Source organism: uncultured Maricaulis sp., from assembly GCF_963976135.1.
Lineage (GTDB): Bacteria > Pseudomonadota > Alphaproteobacteria > Caulobacterales > Maricaulaceae > Maricaulis.
Genome location: NZ_CAXBKN010000013.1, coordinates 1 through 19,108, shown reverse-complemented (window position 1 = coordinate 19,108; position 19,108 = coordinate 1). Strand labels below are relative to the sequence as shown.

General features: G+C 62.4%; 16 protein-coding genes. 11 read left to right on the top strand and 5 right to left on the bottom strand.

Going from position 1 to position 19,108, the window contains the following annotated elements:
• Positions 1–13: 13 nt before the first annotated feature.
• Together AAC023_RS03165 and AAC023_RS03160 are read right to left on the bottom strand one after the other, a co-directional pair.
• Positions 14–1,288: an efflux RND transporter periplasmic adaptor subunit gene (locus AAC023_RS03165; protein WP_339738048.1), complete on the bottom strand. Its 1,275-nt coding sequence runs from the start codon at positions 1,286–1,288 to the stop codon at positions 14–16.
• Positions 1,289–1,290: 2 nt separating this feature from the next.
• Complete coding sequence (locus AAC023_RS03160) at positions 1,291–2,691, bottom strand: efflux transporter outer membrane subunit (RefSeq protein ID WP_339738046.1); 1,401 nt, start codon at positions 2,689–2,691, stop codon at positions 1,291–1,293.
• Positions 2,692–3,038: 347 nt separating this feature from the next.
• On the opposite strand from AAC023_RS03160, the gene AAC023_RS03155 reads away from it, so the two are divergent.
• The 6 genes from AAC023_RS03155 (at position 3,039) to phoB (ending at position 10,198) form a co-directional block, all read left to right on the top strand.
• Positions 3,039–4,355: an ATP-binding protein gene (locus AAC023_RS03155; protein ID WP_339738044.1), complete on the top strand. Its 1,317-nt coding sequence runs from the start codon at positions 3,039–3,041 to the stop codon at positions 4,353–4,355.
• Between the two features lie 149 nt (positions 4,356–4,504).
• Positions 4,505–6,205 (top strand): phosphate ABC transporter permease subunit PstC, encoded by a 1,701-nt coding sequence (gene pstC / locus AAC023_RS03150; protein ID WP_339738042.1) that lies wholly within the window; start codon positions 4,505–4,507, stop codon positions 6,203–6,205.
• Entirely contained in the window at positions 6,198–7,940 is a 1,743-nt protein-coding gene (pstA, locus tag AAC023_RS03145; protein WP_339738040.1) for a phosphate ABC transporter permease PstA, read from the top strand. Before pstC ends, pstA begins: the two co-directional genes overlap by 8 nt.
• A 4-nt stretch (positions 7,941–7,944) precedes the next feature.
• Positions 7,945–8,757, top strand: coding sequence for a phosphate ABC transporter ATP-binding protein PstB (gene pstB, locus AAC023_RS03140; protein WP_339738038.1), 813 nt, complete (start codon positions 7,945–7,947; stop codon positions 8,755–8,757).
• Between the two features lie 26 nt (positions 8,758–8,783).
• Positions 8,784–9,473, top strand: a complete 690-nt coding sequence (gene phoU, locus AAC023_RS03135; protein WP_339738036.1) for a phosphate signaling complex protein PhoU — start codon at positions 8,784–8,786, stop codon at positions 9,471–9,473.
• Positions 9,474–9,502: 29 nt separating this feature from the next.
• A complete protein-coding gene (gene phoB, locus AAC023_RS03130) occupies positions 9,503–10,198 on the top strand; it encodes a phosphate regulon transcriptional regulator PhoB (RefSeq protein WP_339738034.1) in 696 nt (231 codons plus the stop codon).
• Positions 10,199–10,296: 98 nt separating this feature from the next.
• Here phoB and AAC023_RS03125 read toward each other — a convergent pair whose 3' ends face one another.
• Positions 10,297–10,821, bottom strand: a complete 525-nt coding sequence (locus AAC023_RS03125) for a GcrA family cell cycle regulator (RefSeq protein ID WP_339738032.1) — start codon at positions 10,819–10,821, stop codon at positions 10,297–10,299.
• 204 nt (positions 10,822–11,025) lie between these two features.
• On the opposite strand from AAC023_RS03125, the gene AAC023_RS03120 reads away from it, so the two are divergent.
• The 3 genes from AAC023_RS03120 to AAC023_RS03110 all read left to right on the top strand — a co-directional run bounded on the left by AAC023_RS03120 (position 11,026) and on the right by AAC023_RS03110 (position 14,020).
• Positions 11,026–11,838 carry an ABC transporter permease gene (locus AAC023_RS03120; RefSeq protein WP_339738030.1) on the top strand — a complete coding sequence of 271 codons (813 nt, stop codon included), beginning with the start codon at positions 11,026–11,028 and terminating at the stop codon, positions 11,836–11,838.
• A gap of 64 nt (positions 11,839–11,902) precedes the next feature.
• Positions 11,903–13,078 carry an aspartate aminotransferase family protein gene (locus AAC023_RS03115; protein ID WP_339738028.1) on the top strand — a complete coding sequence of 392 codons (1,176 nt, stop codon included), beginning with the start codon at positions 11,903–11,905 and terminating at the stop codon, positions 13,076–13,078.
• Between the two features lie 9 nt (positions 13,079–13,087).
• Positions 13,088–14,020: an Hsp33 family molecular chaperone gene (locus AAC023_RS03110; protein WP_339738026.1), complete on the top strand. Its 933-nt coding sequence runs from the start codon at positions 13,088–13,090 to the stop codon at positions 14,018–14,020.
• Between the two features lie 10 nt (positions 14,021–14,030).
• Here the strand turns inward: AAC023_RS03110 and AAC023_RS03105 are convergent, their stop codons facing one another.
• Positions 14,031–15,479 carry a TrkH family potassium uptake protein gene (locus AAC023_RS03105; protein ID WP_339738024.1) on the bottom strand — a complete coding sequence of 483 codons (1,449 nt, stop codon included), beginning with the start codon at positions 15,477–15,479 and terminating at the stop codon, positions 14,031–14,033.
• Between the two features lie 57 nt (positions 15,480–15,536).
• The gene (apaG, locus tag AAC023_RS03100) at positions 15,537–15,947 is read right to left on the bottom strand and encodes a Co2+/Mg2+ efflux protein ApaG (RefSeq protein WP_339738022.1); all 411 of its coding nucleotides are present in this window, start codon (positions 15,945–15,947) and stop codon (positions 15,537–15,539) included.
• Positions 15,948–16,096: 149 nt separating this feature from the next.
• On the opposite strand from apaG, the gene AAC023_RS03095 reads away from it, so the two are divergent.
• Positions 16,097–17,113: a 2'-deoxycytidine 5'-triphosphate deaminase gene (locus AAC023_RS03095; RefSeq protein ID WP_339738019.1), complete on the top strand. Its 1,017-nt coding sequence runs from the start codon at positions 16,097–16,099 to the stop codon at positions 17,111–17,113.
• Positions 17,114–17,240: 127 nt separating this feature from the next.
• Positions 17,241–19,108: S9 family peptidase (locus AAC023_RS03090; protein WP_339738017.1), on the top strand; the 1,868-nt coding region annotated here is incomplete at its 3' end.

Below are 19,108 nucleotides of genomic sequence, written 5' to 3'. Positions count from 1 at the left end.
TCGCAGTGTCGAACTAACCGGCGCTGGCGACAGCTTCAGTGTCGCTCGGCTCGGCTTCGGTGTCTGTTGTGTCTTCTTCATCCGTCTCGGTCTCGATGCTCGCCGAATATCCCGGAAGGACCTCGCCATTGGCGTCGAGGGAGCGCAGGCGCATGCCGATGCTGGCGCCACGGATCGGCGAGATGACGATCATTTCGCCGCCGCTCACCCCGGAGGAGACCACAAGGCGGTCAGTGCTTGAGGTCACGACCGTGACGGTCCGGATGTCCAGAATCCCGCCTGCATTGACGACGAAGACCGTGTTTTCGCCGCGCAGTGCAGATCGGGGCAGAACCACAGCATTCTGGACGTTGCGGCCTTGAATTTCGGCGTCGACAAACAGGCCGACGGCCAGAGGGGCTCCGGCCGCTGCCGCGGCGCCATAGGGGTCTTCCACTTCTGCGGTCGCATAGAGCACGCGGGTTTGCGGGTCGATGGCGCTTTCGGTGCGGTTGATGAAGCCCTGCCATTCGCGCGGTTCACCGGCGAGGGTGGCCGTCAGCTTGACGGGGATGCCAGCGCCGTCCGTAGCGGAATTATAGGCAATCGGGATGCCCAGCAGGCCGAGATCATTATCGGTGAGGGGCAGACGAACCAGGATGGTGTCGGTGGAGAAGACCTCTCCCAATGGCGTGCCGGCTGTCACGAACTGGCCGAGATCGGCGCTCTTGACCAGAACGCGGCCATCGAAGGGGGCTGAAACGCGCGTGCGTTGGAGATCAAGACGGGCGGCCTGCAGGCTTGCCTGTGCGCTGGCCAGCTGCGCGCGCGCCTCCGCCAGCTGAGGTTCACGCAAGGTCAGGGGAGAGGCTTCGCCCTCACCGAGATCGGCCCATTCACGGGCGGCCAGCTCGGCTTCGGCCTGCTCACGGGCCAGGCCCTGCTGAGCCTGTGCGACAAGCGCCGCAGCGCGGGTCGCGGCGAGATGATAATCGGCATCATCAATGCGCACGAGGGTTTCGCCGGCTTCGAAGAAGCCACCTTCGATGAAGCTCGGATTGACGTAGGTGATGCGCCCGGTGACTTGCGGCACCAGGTTGATCTGGGTGCGTGGACGCGCTTGGCCCTGGGAGTGAACCGTCAGGGCAACATTTTCCCGTCTCGCCTGTTCGACGAAGACCGCGACCGGTTGTGGCGCCGCATTGGCGCGCTGAGGCTCTGGTTTGGTCGATATCAAGGCGATGATGACGAGCAGGACAACCGCCCCGGCAACGCCGAAAATCACGAAACGTCCGATGAGTTTTCCCATAACTATTCTCCTGTCTGCGCGGCCGGGTCTGCGGAAGGTGCCGCGGAGAAATCGCCGGCGATGGCGAGGTAAAGATCGACACGGTTCGTCGCACGATCGCGGCGAGCCGAAATGTACTGGCTTTCGGCGCTGATACGCCGGCTCTGGGCGTTCAAAAGGTCAAAGATTGTGGCGACGCCGCTGGAATACTGGCGGGTCACCAGCGACTCAGCTTCGGCAGCCTCGTTGAAGGCTTGCTCCAGACTCGCCACGCGCCGGGCTAGGATGTCGTCGGCATAGATCGCGTTTTCCGCTTCTTGCCAGGCGGTCAGCACGGTCGAGACATAGGCGGCGACCTGCAGGCGGGCATTGGCCTCGGCCTGATCGCGCTGTGCCCGCAAGCGGCCGCCGGCAAAAATTGGTGCTGCGATTGACGCGGTCAAGCTGGAGATGACGGTGTCGACATCGAACAGGTCTGCGACATCAACGCCGCCACTGCCGGATCCACCGCTCAGGGTGAGGCTTGGGAACAAGGCCTTGCCGGCCGCATCGGCCCGCAGACCTGCGGCGACCAGACGGCGTTCGGCGGCGCGGACGTCAGGGCGGCGGACGAGCAGGTCGCCCGGAGCACCGACCCCGGCCAGCTGGTCAATTTCGGGGAAATCACCGTCGCGGGATATCTGTCCGGACGGATAGCGGCCAAGCAGGGTTTCAAGGCTCCGCGCCGCTGCAGTCTCGACGCGTTCGCGTGATGCCAGGGCTGCCTCGGAAGAGGCGAGGGCGCTGCGGGCGGTGCGAACATCGGAGCTGCGTGCCAAACCACGGGCAAAGCGGCGTTCAGTCAGGTCGAGGGAGTTGCGGCTTCGCTGCACGTCGCGCTGGGCGAGTTCGCTTTGTTGCCGCGCCTCGATCAGACCGAGCCAACCCTTGGCCACAAAGCCGGCCACGGACAATCTGGCGGCGCCGAGGTCATCAGCGGCCGCGTCGGCATCAAGCCCGCCGGCATTGGCGCCATCACGGACCCGGCCCCACAAATCGGCTTCCCAGGACGAGCTCAACCCCAATGAGAAACTGTCCGACCCGCTGCCCTGGTAAGGCTCGGTCCGCGTATAGCCGCTTGAAAGGCTCAGGGATGGCAGGCGGCTTGAGCCGGCGATGCGGGCACCGGCCCGGGCGGCATCGTAACGGGCGAGGGACTGGGCCAGGCCGGGATTGGCGGCGAGCGCCTCGTCGACAAGGGTCGCCAGCCGTGGCGCGCCGAGCGATTGAACCCAGTCCTGCGATGCGATTTCCCCGGAAGCATCGGCCGTTGAAGACCAGTTCTCCGGCGTCGGCGGCAGGAGGGTATCAGGCTGAAAAGCCGGGATACTGGCGCAGGAGGCGGTCGTCAGTGCCGTTGCGATGATGAGGAGGCTTTTCTGCATGCGATGTTCCAGCGCGTGATGAATTCCACAGTCTCGCCAAACTAGGCGGCCCATAGCGAATGTCAACAGATTTTTATCGAAAAACACTAAAACATTAGCGAATGACATGAAAAGCCTCTCGTTTTTCGAGATGTGAAAACCAGTCAGAATTGGCTGGAACGGGATCCGCTTCGCTGCAGCGCCAGAATGTGCGATAGGGCTGTGCAGGGGCAGTGGAAGCCGCCAGAATTGGGTGGCGTTCTATGCCCAATTGACCGCTGTTTGGCGAATGAAACTTGAGAAAGGTCAACGTGGATAATCAGCCTTCAATTCGGATCCGTCGCCGCGATACCGCGATCGTTGCCGGCATGGGTTCCCTGGTCCTCGTGGTATTCTGGCTGTTTGGCGAACTCGGCTTTGTCGAGACATTCATGGCGATCGCGACCTTTGCCGGGCTGTCGACCTTCTACTACCTCACGGTTAGCACAACACTGAACCCCTCTGCGGTTCCTTTGCCTGCAGACACCGGGCCGGCGCCGCCCTCGGGCCTGGCGACCGCCGAGCTGATGTTACGGCAATTGCCGATCCCGGTTCTGCTGGTCGGCCCCGAGGGGCGGATTGAGATGGCCAATCCCGCGGCGCACGAATTTCTCGGCCTCGGAGCGCTGACCGGGCATTTGTCCTCCGTGCTGCGGCAGCCCAGGGTTCTTGAAGCGGTCAGCGCGGCGCTGCGGGGTGTTTCCGGGCCGCCCGTCGAATATTCGAGCATGGCGCCTGATGAGAGCCATGTCCGTGCCTTTGTCGCGCCGATGCGGGTGCCCGGTGAAGCGATCATGCCTTGGCGCGCCATGCTGGTGCTGTCGGACGAGACCTCGATCAAGCGCGCCGACCGCATGCGGGCTGATTTTCTCGCCAATGCGAGCCATGAATTGCGCACGCCGCTCGCCTCCCTGGCGGGCTTTATCGAAACCCTGCGGGGACACGCCAAAAACGACCCCGAAGCGCGGGAGAAATTCCTCTCCATCATGTTCGACCAAACCGAGCGCATGGGCCGGTTGATCAATGATTTGCTGTCGCTATCGCGCGTCGAGATGGACGAGCACGTGCCGCCCGCCGGCGAGGTCGACCTGGTCGTGCTTGCCGGCGAGGTGATCGATTATCTCCGGCCCCAGATCGATGACAAGGAGATCAGTCTTACCCTCGACGCTCCCGATTCAGTCCCGGCGATCGGTGATCGTGATCAGGTGACGGAAGTCTTCCAGAATCTGATCGAGAATGCGATCAAATACTCGCCGCCAAAGTCGAATGTTCAGGTGCGGCTGGAGCCGGGCCAGACGCGTGATCAGGCTGAGCGACCGGTGCCCATCCTGGGCGCGGGTGCCAGCCGTCTGACCCTTGCGGCACCGAAATCAGGCTCGGCCGAGCGCTATGTCACACTCCGGGTCCAGGACCATGGCCGGGGCATTGAGCGGCGTGACCTGCCGCGTCTCGCCGAGCGCTTCTACAGGGTCGGTGGCCAGAAAAGCGGTCCGAATGAAGGCACTGGCCTTGGTCTCGCCATCGTCAAACATATCGTCAATCGCCATCGCGGTGGCTTCACTGTCGAGAGTGTCCCCGGCGGTGGTTCCGTCTTTTCCGCATTCTTCCCGGCCCCAGCCGGCCCTGCTCGGAGGGATGAGCTTTAGCGATGCCGGGGCGCCAACAACAGCGGCATCTCGGGCATTGTCACAAAACTGTTGCGTATCTGTCATAGAGGGGCGGCGGGCCGCCGATACCACTTGGGTGACCACTGATTGGTAGCGGCACGCTGCCGTGGGATGGAGGGTTGGGCCGTATGTCGATTATTACCATCGCCGCGCTCGCATTGCTCGTCATGATCGCCGGCGGCTTCTATGTCGGCCGGTCGCGCGCCATTGCCGCGGTCCAGGGCGCGACGGCGGGCTTGCACTCGCTGCCCAATTATCACGGCTATTACGTGGCGATCTGGACCGGTGTGCCCGCATTCTTCTTGCTGGCCGTCTACGCGATATTCGGCGGGCAGCTGGTCGAACGCCTGGCGGTCGGCGAGCTGCAGGAGCAGGCGAGCGAAATCAATCGCCTGCTGGACGATACCCTCACCGCTGATACCGATTTCATCGAACTGAGCCAGGCCGCGGACAATCTCGGCGCCCGGGTCGAAGGCCTCAATGACCAGATCCTGGCCCTGCGCAATGCGCGGGGCGAGAATCGTGATCCCGAGCGGCTCGGCCAATTGCGCGCCGAGCAGATCGAGGCGCTGAACCTGGCGACTGCGGCCGAGGATGCCGTGCGGGCCCGCCGCCAGGAGCAGGTCGCGGCTGTCGGTGCCAGAGCCCTGGCCGATGGCGCCAGCGAACAGGCAATGGCCGGCTATGAACTGGCCCAGGCCCCGCGCGAACGCCGCCAGCTTTTCCTCTCAGACAGCCGGCGGCTCGCGCGCGGCGAACTGGCCAGTCGCGACACGCCGGCGCTGCGTGCCGCGGCCCGCGCGATTGCTGGCTACCATCAGATTGTCAAATTCGGCGCCGCCTTGCTGGCCCTGGCTGTAGGTGCTCTCGGATTTGTCCTGACGCGGGCGCGGATTTCCAGCCAATTCCGGGCGCGCAACAATGTCGAACGCCTGGTGACGGCGGCCCTGTTGCTGTCATCGGTTATCGCCATTCTGACCACGGTTGGGATTGTGCTCTCGCTGCTGTTCGAGAGTCTTCGTTTCTTCGCATCAGTGCCAGTGCTCGACTTCCTGTTCGGGATGCAATGGAGCCCGCAAATCGCGATCCGCGCCGACCAGGTCGGCCAGTCCGGCGCCTTTGGCGCGGTGCCGCTGTTTGCGGGTACAGCGATGATTACGGTCATCGCCATGGTGGTTGCGGTGCCGATCGGCCTGTTTTCGGCGATTTATCTGTCGGAATATGCTGGTCCGAATTTCCGGCAAATTGCCAAGCCGGTCCTGGAAATTCTGGCCGGGATTCCAACCGTGGTTTACGGGTTTTTCGCCCTGCTCGCCGTCGGCCCGGCGATCCGCACATTGTTCACCGCGCTGGGATTTGAGAGCGTCGTCACCCAGAGCGCCCTGTCGGCGGGATTGGTGATGGGGGTGATGATCATTCCTTTCATTTCCTCGCTGAGCGATGACGTGATCAATGCCGTGCCACAATCATTGCGCGACGGCTCGTTTGCGATGGGCGCAACCCGGTCGGAAACCATTACCCAGATCGTGATGCCCGCAGCCCTGCCTGGGATTGTCGGTGCCGTTCTCCTGGCGGTCAGCCGTGCCGTCGGCGAGACGATGATCGTGGTCATGGCGGCCGGGCAGGGCGCCAACCTGACGGCCAATCCGCTCGAATCGGTGACGACTATCACGGTGCAGATCGTGATGTTGCTGACCGGGGACCAGGAATTCGACAGCCCGAAAACCCTGTCCGCCTTCGCGCTGGGGCTGGTGCTGTTTGTCCTGACCCTGTTGATGAATGTCGTCGCCCTGCGCGTAGTCCAGAAATATCGGGAAAAATATGACTGATTCTCCCCGAACCTTCCCTGTGCGCGAAGACGTCGAGCGACGCCTGGCCAAACGATATCGCGCGGAACTTCGCTTCCGTTCGGCCGGCCTGGCCGCGATTGCCGTCGCCGTCGCGATCCTGTGCATCCTGATCGGGTCGATTGCCAGCGAGGGCGTGCCGGCCTTTACCGCCAAGGAACTCGTATTGCGCGTTGAGCTCGAGGCCGAACGGGTCGATCCGGAGGGCGATGGCTCGGAGGCCTCGCTGCGCCGCGGCTCCTATAACCGAGTCCTGCAGGATGCCTTGCGGGCGCAATTCCCCGGCGTTACAGCTCGCAATGATGTGCGCAGTCTTTTCAACCTCTACACGCCGCTCAACGCGACGCGCCTGATGGACGCGGTTCTGCGCGACCCGGCTCTGGTCGGGACGAGCCATGTCTTCACCATGCCGCTCGCTGATGATCTCGACCTCTACCTCAAGGGGCGTCTGGTCGAAGACCGCAGCCTTCCGGTCGCGGGTAGCCTGACCGCCAGCCCCGTTGGCGATGGCGTTGAATTGCGCTCGACGTCGGCAGATTTCGGCTCGCTGGTGCGCGAAGTGGTCCAATCCATGGGGGCCGAGGCCCGGACACTCGAGCTCCGTGCCGAGCAGGTCGGGCTGATCGTCGACCAGGTCCCGGCGGAGGATGCAGCCCGTTTGCTGGCGGAGGCTGACCGGCATGCCGCCGCGGCGGCCAGATTGCGCACCCTGGCGCTCGCTGAAGATGGCCTCCTGCCTCTGACCGGCGATGTGCCCAGTGTGATCGTCGAAACCGGTGGCCAGGCCTTTCGCCTGACACAGCTGGCAATGGACGGGCATGCCGCCCGAGGCGAGGCGGTACTGGGCGACGGGGTGGTTGATCAAGCGACCGGCTGGACTCTCTATGTCGTCGATACGCCCGAGGTTCGCCGGCGCGTTTCGGATCAATTGATTATCTGGACCCGCGCGCTTGTCGAGCGCGGCATGATCCAGACCGGATTCAACACCTATCTCTTCACCAATGCCGACTCCCGGGAGCCGGAACTGGCCGGCGTGAAGGGGGCCTTGTACGGCTCCATCCTGACCATGATCATCACCATGTTCCTGTCGGTGCCGATTGGTGTCTTCACTGCGGTCTATCTCGAGGAATACGCCCCGAAAAACCGGGTGACGGATTTTATCGAGGTCAATATCAATAATCTCGCCGCGGTCCCGTCCATCGTATTCGGCCTGCTGGGTCTGGCGGTCTTTATCAACTTCTTTGGCTTGCCGCGGTCGGCGCCGCTGGTCGGCGGCCTGGTCCTGTCGCTGATGACACTTCCAACGGTGATCATCGCGACACGGGCGGCGCTGAAAGCCGTGCCGCCATCCATCCGGCAGGCCGCTCTCGGGATTGGTGCATCCAAGACCCAATCGGTGTTCCACCACGTCCTGCCGCTGGCTGCGCCGGGTATTCTGACCGGTTCGATCATCGGCCTGGCGCAGGCGCTGGGCGAGACGGCGCCGCTGCTGATGATCGGCATGGTCGCCTTCATCGCCGATGCGCCGAGTCTTGGCCTGGCCGGGTTTACGGAACCGGCGACAGTGATGCCGGTGCAGATTTTCCTCTGGTCGGACGGCGCCGAGCGGGCTTTCGAAGCGCGCACCGCGGCGGCTATTCTCATTCTCCTGGCGCTGATGATCGGCTTTAATGCCGTTGCGATCTATCTGCGCCGCCGCTTCGAACGAAGGTGGTAAGCCTATGCAAGACGTTCAAAATCAGCCGACGGTCTACCACAAGAATTCGCTCGGCGGCTCGGACATAAAGGTCGAGGTCCGCGATGTCAGCGTCTCCTATGGCGAGAAGCAGGCATTGTTCAATGTATCCCTCGACATCCCCGACAAGAGCGTGACAGCGTTCATCGGTCCGTCGGGCTGCGGCAAGTCGACCTTTCTGCGCTGCATGAACCGGATGAATGACACGATTGATGGTGCTCATGTCTCGGGCTCGCTGAAGATTGACGGGGCGGAGGTCAATGACCGCGCGGTCGATCCGGTGGTGCTCCGGGCCAGTGTTGGCATGGTGTTTCAGAAGCCGAACCCGTTTCCAAAGTCGATCTATGACAATGTCGCCTATGGACCGCGCATTCACGGCCTGGCCTCGGGCCGGGGCGAGCTCGACGCTATTGTCGAACAAAGCCTGCGCAAGGCCGGGCTCTGGTCCGAGGTCTCTGACCGGCTGCAGGACCCCGGCACGGGCCTTTCGGGTGGCCAGCAACAGCGTCTGGTCATCGCCCGGGCGATAGCGGTGAATCCGGAGGTCATCCTGATGGATGAGCCGTGTTCGGCTCTCGATCCGATTGCCACGGCGAAGATCGAGGATCTGATCGACGAGCTGCGCGAAAATTATTGCATCATCATCGTGACCCATTCGATGCAGCAGGCGGCACGCGTGTCGCAGATGACGGCATTCTTCCATATGGGATCATTGATCGAAGTGGGTCCGACCGAAGAGATTTTCACCAATCCCCTCGAGTCGCGGACGCAGGATTACATTACCGGCCGCTTCGGCTGACGAGGCGATTGCCCGAGGAGGGCCAAATGGCGTTATCCAAGCATGCACATATTGTGACGGCATACGGTGAGGAACTCGACAAGCTCGCCGATGAACTCGCGCGGATGGGTGGTCTGGTCGAGATGCAGCTCGAAGCCGCTGTTGATGCTGTCGTCCGGCGGGATGCTTCTGTGATTCCGGACGTTCGCCAGCGTGAAGTCCAGGTCAATGCGATGCAGGTGGACATAGAGAGACGGGTGATCCGGCTTTTCGCTTTGCGCCAGCCGCTCGCGACCGATCTGAGAATGACGATTTCCGCCCTCCGGATCGCGAGCGATCTGGAGCGGGTCGGCGATCTCGCGAAGAATATCGCCTACCGCTCGAAGGACCTCAATGATTTCGCGCCCCTGGCCGTGCTCAATCGCGTGGAGCGGCTCGGCGAGATCGTCGCCAAACAATTGCACGAAGTGCTCGACGCGCTGTCATCCTTCGATGTCGAACCGGCGATCCGGGTCTGGCGCAATGATGATGAGGTCGACGAGCATTATAACAGCCTGATCCGCGAAATGCTGCTCAGCATGGCCGATAATCCGGCGCTGGTCGGACCGGGCGCGCACATTCTTTTCGTGGCCAAGAATCTCGAGCGGGTTGGCGACCACGCAACCAATGTCGCCGAGGCGATCCATTACATGGTGACGGCAGAGGCCCTGGATCCTTCGGACCAGCCGCCGCGTTGATGATGCTTGGATAGCGCGAACAGGAGTCGATGATGAAGCCCCAGGTCCTGGTGGTCGAGGACGAGGACGCCCTCGCAACCCTGCTGCAATACAATCTGGAAAAGGAAGGTTATCAGGTCACCCTCGCCGGCGATGGTGAGGAGGCGCTGATGCTGACCGGCGAGGCCATTCCCGACCTTGTCCTGGTCGACTGGATGTTGCCCAAGGTCTCGGGAATTGAAGTCTGCCGGCGTCTGCGGGGGCGCCACGAAACCAGCAATGTCCCGATCATCATGCTCACAGCCCGCGGTGAGGAGACAGACCGGGTTCGCGGGCTTGATACCGGTGCCGACGATTACATCGTCAAGCCGTTTTCAATGACCGAATTATTTGCCCGCATCCGTGCAGTGCTTCGCCGGATCCGGCCGGGGCTGGCCGAGGACCTCATCAGGGTCGGCGATATTGCGATCGACCGCGTCGCCCATCGGGTCAAGCGCGGCGAGCGTGAAATCCATCTCGGGCCGACCGAATTTCGTTTGCTCGACTACCTCATGCAGCACCCCGGCCGCGTGTTTTCGCGCGAGCAATTGCTCGACGCGGTCTGGGGCTCTGACGTCTATGTCGAGGCTCGCACCGTCGATGTACATGTCGGACGCTTGCGCAAGGCGATCAACAACGCCGCCGAGATTGATCCGATCCGGACCGTCCGGTCTGCGGGGTACTCCTTTGACATCAGCGGCCGGTAAGCCGGCTCGCCCCTGCGCCCGGCCTGGCTCCGGATACAAAACGGCCGCCCTGGAGGGCGGCCGTTGCATGAAAACCCGGTCTGCTATGACCGTTGCGATCAGAAATTATAGCGGCGTGTTGCCGTAATGGAATTCAGGGCCGCGGTAGCTTCACCGGTACGCCGGCGCTTCTGGCTTGGCTGGTAGGCCATGTTCGCATGGGCATCGCAATAGGCGGCGCTGGCGCCGGTCTTGCGGCCGCAGAAGCGGAAACTCGACTGGGACGGGTCGCCAATCGGCCATTTGCACATGCTGTCCTTGAGGGTGAGGACGGTGGCGAATTCGCCCGATGGCAGAACCGCTGGTTCCATCGGAGCTGTCAGCGGAGCCGCCGGAGCCGAAGGTGCCGGACGGGCAGTGCGCACCGGCTCGATCGACGCCGTCGTCGTGCGTGGCCGTGAAGGCTTTGCGGGCCGACGCGCGGGGCGGGACGGCGTCGCGCGACCTGACAGACCGAGCCTGTGTACCTTGCCAATTACGGCGTTCCGGGTGACACCACCCAGCTGTTTGGCAATCTGACTCGCGCTCAGGCCTTCCGACCAAAGCTTCTTCAGTTCTTCGACACGTTCGTCAGTCCAGGCCATCGCAACTCTCTCCCGGTTGGGATGCGCTAAGCCACCTTGATGATGGTAAACAGCGCACACCTCAATTCATGATTAATTACACTATATATTGTAGCCGACGAGCCAAAAACCACAAGATCGGGCCAGCACCAATCCTGTGGAAAGCTCACTTGCATGCCAAATGGTTAACGTTGATGGTTACTGAAACCTTAAGGGTAATCCGTTATGATTAATGCCACTTCACGACCCGTTGCCAGTCCGCGCAGTTTCGGTGCGATAAACGGGCTGGGCCTGTGGACTCTGTACAAGAAAGAGGTCCGCCGCTTCCTCAAGGTGATGACGCAAACCGTCCTGGCACCGGTCGCGACGACGCTGCTCTACATGACGGTTTTTTCCGTCGCGCTGGGCGCAGGCCGCGCTGCGGTCAATGGTGTTTCATTCGTCGAATTCCTGGCGCCGGGTCTTATTTTGATGGGGCTGCTCAATAATGCCTTCGCCAATACCTCATCCTCCATCCTGGTGAGCAAGGTGCAGGGCAATGCGGTCGACTTCCTGATGCCGCCCTTGTCGGCGCTGGAGCTCGAGATCGCCTTCATTGGCGGCGCGGTGACGCGCGGCTTGCTGGTGGCCCTGGTCACGGCGCTCACTCTTATCCCCTTTGTCGACGTCATCCCGGTGCATTACTGGGCAGTGGCCTATTTCGGCATCGGCTCGGCGGCCATGCTCGGCATGATCGGGATTCTGGGCGGGCTGTGGGCCGAAAAATTTGATCATATGGCGGCAGTGACGACTTTTGTGATCACCCCGCTGACCTTCCTGTCCGGCACCTTCTATTCGATCAGCCGCCTGCCCGAACCGATCCGGCTGATCAGCCAGTTCAACCCGTTCTTCTACATGATTGACGGCTTCCGCTATGGCTTCACCGGCTTTGCGGATGGCTCGGTGATGGTCGGTGTCATCCTGGTCGGGGTCATCAATATCGCGCTCGCAATTGGCTGCTATCTCCTGCTGCGTGCAGGCTGGCGCTTGAAGAGCTGAGCGGACGGGCCTAGACCGTAAGTGTGCCGATCAGCGGCCCGTTCACACAGTCCGGAGAGACCCGATGCCTGCGCCTATGATGGATACCTATGCCCCGCCCGAACTCGTTTTCGATCACGGTAAGGGTGTGCGTCTGTTCACCGATTCAGGTGAGAGCTATCTCGACTTCATCTCCGGGATCGCGGTGAACTGCCTCGGGCATGCGAATCCAAAAGCGGTGGCGGCGCTGACTGAGCAGGCCGGCAAGCTTTGGCACCTGTCCAACATGTTCCGCGTTCCCGCCGGGATCGAGTTGGCCGACAAGCTGACCGGAGCGACCTTCGCGGACCGGGTCTTCTTCACCAATTCCGGTACCGAAGCGGTCGAGTGCGCGCTGAAAACCGCGCGGCGCTACCAGTTCGTGACTGGTAACCCGCAGCGCTATCGTATCATCACCTTCACCGGCGCCTTTCATGGCCGCACCTATGGCGCGATCAATGCCGGCGGCAATCCGAAGTATCTCGAAGGTTTCGGCCCGGCGATGGAAGGGTTCGACCATGTCGAATTCGGCGATCTCGACGCTGTGCGTGCGGTCCTGTCGGACGAGACTGCGGCGATCTGCGTCGAGCCGGTCCAGGGCGAGGGCGGTGTTCGCGCTGGCGATGATGCCTTCCTGCGCGGCCTGCGTCAGATCTGCGACGAAAACGGCCTGATGCTGATCTATGATGAAGTCCAGTGCGGCGCTGGTCGCACGGGCAAGCTGTTTGCCTATCAGTGGGTCGATGGCGCGGAGCCCGATATCATGGCCACGGCCAAGGGTATTGGCGGCGGCTTCCCCATGGGGGCATGCCTCGCGACCGAGGCTGCAGCCCAGGGCATGGTCGTTGGCACGCACGGCTCGACCTATGGCGGCGGCCCGCTGGCCATGGCCGTCGGCAATGTCGTGTTTGACGAGCTGACCTCCGAGGGTTTCCTCGAGCATGTCGTCGAAATGGCGAATTTCATGCAGCAGCAATTGCACGGCCTCGCCGACCGTCATCCCGACAAGGTCGAGGAAGTACGTGGCAAGGGCCTGCTGCTCGGACTGAAGCTGAAACCCGGTTTTGATCCCAAGCAGCTTGTGGTCAAGGCCCGCGATCGCCATCTGTTGATCGGCGCTGCCGGTGACAATGTCGCCCGGATGGCGCCGCCACTGATCATCACGCGTGACGATGCCAGCGAGGCGATTTCCATCCTCGACGAGGCACTCGGCGCTCTATAGGCGAGTTCCATGGCCGATATTCCACCCGCACAGCCCGGCGAGCCGGGCGATTTCATCGCGGGTTTCCAGGTTGAAGACCGTGCGGTGCGGGGGCGTGTCCTCCGCTCCGCCGGTACGCTTGACCAGATACTGACTGCGCATGATTTCCCCGAACCGGTTGCGCGCTTGCTCGGCGAAGCGGTTGTGCTGGCAGGGCTGGTCGGTCCGGCGCTCAAATTCGACGGCCGACTGATCGTCCAGGCCAATGGCACGGGGCCAGTCTCTTTCATCGTCGCCGAATATACCAAGGGTGAGGGCGTGCGCGGCTTCGCCAAGATGGATCGTGACGCCGTCCTCGCCGCGCTGGACGCTGCCGACAAGGCGACTCCGCCGATCAAGACTCTGCTCGGTGAAGGCTATTTCGCCATGACGATCGACCAGGGTCCCGACATGGACCAGTATCAGGGTGTGGTGCCGCTCGAGGGCGATAGCCTGGCGATCATCGCCGAGCATTACTTCACCCAGTCCGAACAGACCCCGACCCGGCTGCGCATGGCGGTCGGCGAGGTCTGGACCCAGGAAGGTGGCAAGCAATGGCGCGGCGGCGGTGCCCTGTTGCAGGCGGTGGCCGGTGATGAAAGTCGCGGTGATGCCAAGGATGACTGGGACCATGTCCGCGCCCTGTTCGAGACGATCAGCGATGACGAATTGCTCGACCCGCTCCTGTCAGCGGGCGGCCTGCTCTATCGGCTCTTCCATGAAGACGGTGTGCGGATACTCGACCCTGAAGTCCTGCAGCGGCGCTGTTCGTGTGAGCGTGAGCGGTTGTTGCGGATCATCGCCAGCTTTCCGGCCGATGACCAGGCACATATGACCCGCGACGGCGAGATCGTCATGACTTGTGAGTATTGTAATCGCGACTGGAACTTCCTGCCCGGGGAGGTCGAAGCCGTCGAGAGCTGATCCCGCGGTTTCAGGATCTCCAGAAGCGCGGCATCAGGACGACGAGCACGGCGAGCACTTCCAGCCGGCCAATCAGCATATTGGCGGTCAGGATCCATTTCGCGGCATCGGGCAGGCTCTGGAATGTGCCCGCTGGCCCGATTATATCGCCCAAACCCGGCCCGACATTGGCCAGCGAGGTCGCGGCGCCGGACAGGGCGGTGGTGAGGTCCAGCCCGATGGCGGAAAGCATGGCGGCGCTGATCGCATAGACGGCAAAGAAGACGAAAAAGAAGCCCAGCACTGAATGCAGCGCACTGTCGGCCACCGGCCGGCCATTATAGCGCATCGGAAAAATCGCGTTCGGCCGCAGGAGATGCGCGAGATAGCGCCTGATGGCGGTGCCCGCGATCTGATAGCGGAAGATCTTGATGCTGCAGCTGGTCGAGCCGGCGCAGCCGCCAATGAACATGAAAACGAAAAAGGTCGCTTCCGCCGCCGCGCCCCAGGCACCGTAATCGGTGGTCGCATAGCCGGTGCCGGTGATGATCGAGACGGCGTTGAAACTCGCCATTCGCCAGGCCGGTTCGTCGCCATGAACGCCGGTGACGACGAGGACGGCGCTCAGAATCGCCGTTGCCAGCAGGATGACAAACAGGAAGCCGCGCGCCTGGGCATCCTTGAAAATCCCCTGCGGTTTTCCGCGCAGCGCCATGACGAGAAGCGTGAAGGGCAGGGCTGCCGCGATCATGAAAACCAGGGTGATCATGTCGGCACCGGTATGCATGAATTTGCCCATCGACTGATCGGAGGTCGAAAAGCCACCGGTCGACAGGGTCGACATGGCGTGCGCCGTGGCGTCGAGCAGATTCATGCCGGACATCAGGTAGGCGACGGCGCAGATCAGCGTCAGCATTGCGTAGACGGCCGAGATATTGGCGGCGATCTGGGTGGCCTTGGGCAGGACCTTGTCGGTCTTGTCGCCGGTCTCGAGCAGGAAGAGCTGCATGCCGCCCACGCCGAGCATCGGCCAGAAGGCCATCGCGGTGACGATAATGCCGATCCCGCCCAGCCATTGCAGGATGGCACGCCAGAGCAGGAAGCCCGGCGGGCGGAAATCGAGCCCGGTCAGCACGGTCGCACCTGTCGTCGTCAGACCGGAAACCGCCTCGAACAGGGCATCAGTCCAGTCCATTCCCTGGTCAGCGAGACGCATTGGCAGCGCTGCGGTGATCGAGAGTGCAATCCAGGCACCGACCATCAGCAGGAAGACGCCGCGCGGGGTGATGAAATCAACCGGTCCGCGATTGGCCAGCGAGATGGAACCGCCGAAAAACAGGCCGAGCACGGCAGAGAGGAAGAAGGCGCGTGCGCTCTCGGTCTCCTCGGCGATCAGATCGACGAGGGCCGGCACCAGCATGCCGGCCGAGAGGAAGGTCACCATGATGCCAATCATGAAGACCACTGGGCGCAGGGACATATTCAATGCCGCAGTCTCCGCAGACGCGGGCGCCAGGCACGCGCAGCGCGGGGAGGCCTAGTGAAGACTAAGGCGGTCATAGGGCCGGTCCAGCGGAAAATCGGGGATGATGGCGGCAAAGCTGTCACCGCCTTCGCGGCGCATTTCATAGCTTCCGCTCATGAAGCCCGAAGGCGTGGAGAGCGGGGCGCCGCTGGTATAGCGGAAACGCTCACCGGGCCGGATCACCGGTTGTTCGCCGACCACGCCCGGACCCTGGACATGCTCGCTGCGCCCCATTGAATCGGTGATGACCCACTGGCGCGAGATCAGTTGAACGGGCTGGGCCGACATATTCTCGATCTCGACCGTATAGGCCCAGACATAGCGATTCTCATCGGGCTCGGACTCGTCTTCGAGATAATCCGGGCTGACACAGATCTTCACGCCGTCGGTCTCGTGCTCGTACATGATGCCTTGCTCGCCCACTGCCAGCGGCCGGTATCGCCGCTGGTTCCAATTCGCCACATCATCCGCCCGCTCGCGGCCAGGCTCAACCCCCTACGGTCAGCACGGCTGGACAGGAGGCGGCGGATGTTGGACATCTCCTGCCCATCCGCAGCAGCCCCGATCCTGTCATGTCCGCTTCCGGCATCCTTCCCGACCACCAGCTTCAGGCCCTGTTTGATCAGGGTGTCATTGCCGCGGATACGCCGCCCGATGCCGCCCAGATCCAGCCAGCGAGTATCGATTTGCGCCTTGGCGCCAAGGCTTTCCGGTTGCGCGCCAGCTTTCTGCCCGGCCACGCCCTCTCGGTTGCCGACCGGTTGGCGGACGATCTGGTCATGCATACGGTTGACCTGCGCGATGGCGCCGTGCTCGAGACCGGCTGCGTCTATCTTGCGCCTCTGCAGGAGCGGTTGAAACTGCCCGCCGGCCTCAGCGCGGCGATGAATCCGAAGAGCTCGACCGGCCGGATTGATGTCTTCACGCGCGTCATCACCGATCAGGGAATCGCCTTCGACCAGGCGCCGCTCGGATATGAGGGGCCGCTTTACGCTGAAATCTGCCCGCGGACTTTCTCCATCCTGGCGCGCGAAGGTGATCGCCTCAGCCAGATTCGCTTCCGCCGTGGTGCCCATGAATGCCTGCGCGAAGTGACAGTCAGCGTCGATCTGGCCGGGTTTGACAACGGCATTGTCGGTTATCGCGCCCGCCGCCATGCCGGCCTTGTCGATCTCTCCAGGCTGGGCGGCCATGCCAGTGCGCGTTTCTGGGAACCGATGACGGCGCCGGATCGCCGCCTGGTGCTCGATCCGGGTGAATTCTACATCCTGGCTTCACGCGAGGCGGTCTCGATCGGGCTCGATGAGGCGGCCGAAATGGCCCCGATCGCCCCGGAAATTGGCGAGTTCCGTGCCCACTACGCCGGATTCTTCGATCCCGGTTTCGGGATTGCCGAGACCGGCGGGACCGGCAGCCGTGCCGTGCTCGAAGTGCGCGGCCATGATGTGCCCTTCATGCTCGATCATGGCCAGGCGATTGCCCGCCTGGTCTATGAGCCCATGCTCGCCCGGCCGGCGGCCGCTTATGGCGCAGTCGCCTCAAACTATCAGGCGCAAGGTCTCAAACTCTCGAAATTCTTCGCCGACTGACGCGATTGCAGAGTTAATGACGGCAGGGCTTGATCCCGGAGGCATCGTGTTCGATCTTACCGGTAAGTGATCAATACGTGATCGGAAGATGACCGGCAGGTCATGATCGCAAACGGGGGTGAGTCACATGAAGCGAATTCTGGCTATAATTGCGGGCCTGGTGCTCGGCGGCGCGGCGCAGGCACAGCCGGTGCCGAGCGTCGATGACTATGCAGCTCTTCCGAATATGACTTCGGTGAGCATTTCCCCGAATGGCGAGCGCATCGTGTTCATCGCGGGCGAAACCCGTGAGGATCGCAATATTATTGTCGCGTCACTCGTTGGCGGCGCGCCCATCGTGATCGATGGCGGCGATGAACAGATTGTGGTCAGCACCTCCTGGGTCAGCAATGAGCACATCTATGTCAGCTATAGCGAGCGTCGCCGGATCGCCGCACTGGCTGAGCGCGTTGATGTCTTCCGTCCCTATATCATTCGCGTTGAAGATCAGAACGCTATCGAATTGCTGCTCAATACGCGCATCGTCGATATCGATATGGATGATGAGGACAGCATTCTGGTGACCGTACCCTTCACCAGCGGCGGCGTCGCCTTTCAGCGCCAGCCTCTCGACAGTTCCCGCGCCCGGCAGGTTTTCCGCTCCGATGAGGGCTATAATTACGTCCTCAACACCGAGGGTGAGCCCTTCGTGCGTTATCGTGGAGGTCGCGGCGACACATTTGAGCTCTGGACCAAATACGGCACCGGAAACTGGCACCGGGTTCACACCGAGCGGTTTGAACTGAAGCGTGAGTTCCAGTTTGCCGGTCGCACGACCCGCGATTGGGTCGGGGTGATTGAGAGCATTGCCGGCCTGGATCCGACCGGGCGCTATGGCTATTTCACCTCAGAAACCATGGGCGAACGCGGCGTTGAGACGCCCGGCCGCCGCCGTGCTGTCTTCCGCTACGACTTTCAGGAAGAAGCGATTGAAGGCCCGCTGATATCCTCGGATATCGCAGATATTTCCAGCTTCATGACCGATTGGCGCACTCATGCCATCATTGGCGTGAGCTGGGATGAGGAGCGCCGCCAGGTCGAGTATTTCGACCCGGAATTCCGCGAGCTCTATGAGCAACTGGTCGGTTTCTTCCCGGATTCGAACGTCAATATCGTCAGCTGGGATGTCGATTTCCGCAAGGTCGTCATCAATATTTCCGGCGGACATACATCGGGTGCCTATTATCTGATCGACCGGGTTTCCGGCGATGTGACCTTGCTGGCCGCCTCGCGCCCGCGCATTCCCGAAGAGGCGATGGCACCGGTGGAAATCATCCACTACACCGCCCAGGACGGGCTTGAGCTGTTCGGTTATCTCACTCTGCCACCGGGCCGGGACGCGCGGGACCTGCCAGCCGTTCTTCTGCCGCATGGTGGCCCTGAGGCGCGCGATTTCTATGGCGTTGACCCTTGGGCACAATTCCTTGCCGCGCGCGGCTATGCCGTCTTCCAGCCTGAATTCCGCGGCTCGGGTGGCTTTGGTGTCGAATTCGCCGAACGTGGCTATGGCCATTGGGGCGAGGAAATGCAGACCGATCTTTGGGACGGTATGCAGGTTCTCGTCGACCAGGGGACGGTCGATCCCGACCGCGTCTGCATCTTCGGCTGGAGCTATGGTGGTTATGCGGCCTTTGCCGGCGCGACGCTGACCCCGGACCTTTATCGCTGTGTCATCGCCGGCGCCGGTGTCTCGGATATCCTGACCATGATGGAGTATGAGCGCGACAGGCTGGGCGGCGATTCCCAGGCCTATTGGGCCCGCAATATCGGCGACTGGCGCCGCGACCCTGAACATATCCGGGCGATCTCCCCCGCGCAGCAGGTGGATCGCATCACCGCACCGCTGATGATCATCCACGGTACGGATGATCTGATCGTGCCGTTCAGCCAGGCCGAATACATGGCCCGGGCGCTCGATGCCGCCGGAAAGCCCTATGAAATGGTGGCGATCCAGGA

What these genes read in the sequence shown, in the direction of transcription:
- AAC023_RS03110 (WP_339738026.1), top strand. Translation starts at nt 13,088, where the DNA reads ATGGCCGATATTCCACCCGCACAGCCCGGCGAGCCGGGCGATTTCATC.
- AAC023_RS03165 (WP_339738048.1), bottom strand. Translation starts at nt 1,288, where the DNA reads ATGGGAAAACTCATCGGACGTTTCGTGATTTTCGGCGTTGCCGGGGCG.
- pstC (WP_339738042.1), top strand. Translation starts at nt 4,505, where the DNA reads ATGTCGATTATTACCATCGCCGCGCTCGCATTGCTCGTCATGATCGCC.
- AAC023_RS03160 (WP_339738046.1), bottom strand. Translation starts at nt 2,691, where the DNA reads ATGCAGAAAAGCCTCCTCATCATCGCAACGGCACTGACGACCGCCTCC.
- AAC023_RS03095 (WP_339738019.1), top strand. Translation starts at nt 16,097, where the DNA reads ATGTCCGCTTCCGGCATCCTTCCCGACCACCAGCTTCAGGCCCTGTTT.
- AAC023_RS03125 (WP_339738032.1), bottom strand. Translation starts at nt 10,821, where the DNA reads ATGGCCTGGACTGACGAACGTGTCGAAGAACTGAAGAAGCTTTGGTCG.
- pstA (WP_339738040.1), top strand. Translation starts at nt 6,198, where the DNA reads ATGACTGATTCTCCCCGAACCTTCCCTGTGCGCGAAGACGTCGAGCGA.
- AAC023_RS03115 (WP_339738028.1), top strand. Translation starts at nt 11,903, where the DNA reads ATGCCTGCGCCTATGATGGATACCTATGCCCCGCCCGAACTCGTTTTC.
- AAC023_RS03155 (WP_339738044.1), top strand. Translation starts at nt 3,039, where the DNA reads ATGGGTTCCCTGGTCCTCGTGGTATTCTGGCTGTTTGGCGAACTCGGC.
- phoU (WP_339738036.1), top strand. Translation starts at nt 8,784, where the DNA reads ATGGCGTTATCCAAGCATGCACATATTGTGACGGCATACGGTGAGGAA.
- phoB (WP_339738034.1), top strand. Translation starts at nt 9,503, where the DNA reads ATGATGAAGCCCCAGGTCCTGGTGGTCGAGGACGAGGACGCCCTCGCA.
- AAC023_RS03120 (WP_339738030.1), top strand. Translation starts at nt 11,026, where the DNA reads ATGATTAATGCCACTTCACGACCCGTTGCCAGTCCGCGCAGTTTCGGT.
- AAC023_RS03105 (WP_339738024.1), bottom strand. Translation starts at nt 15,479, where the DNA reads ATGTCCCTGCGCCCAGTGGTCTTCATGATTGGCATCATGGTGACCTTC.
- pstB (WP_339738038.1), top strand. Translation starts at nt 7,945, where the DNA reads ATGCAAGACGTTCAAAATCAGCCGACGGTCTACCACAAGAATTCGCTC.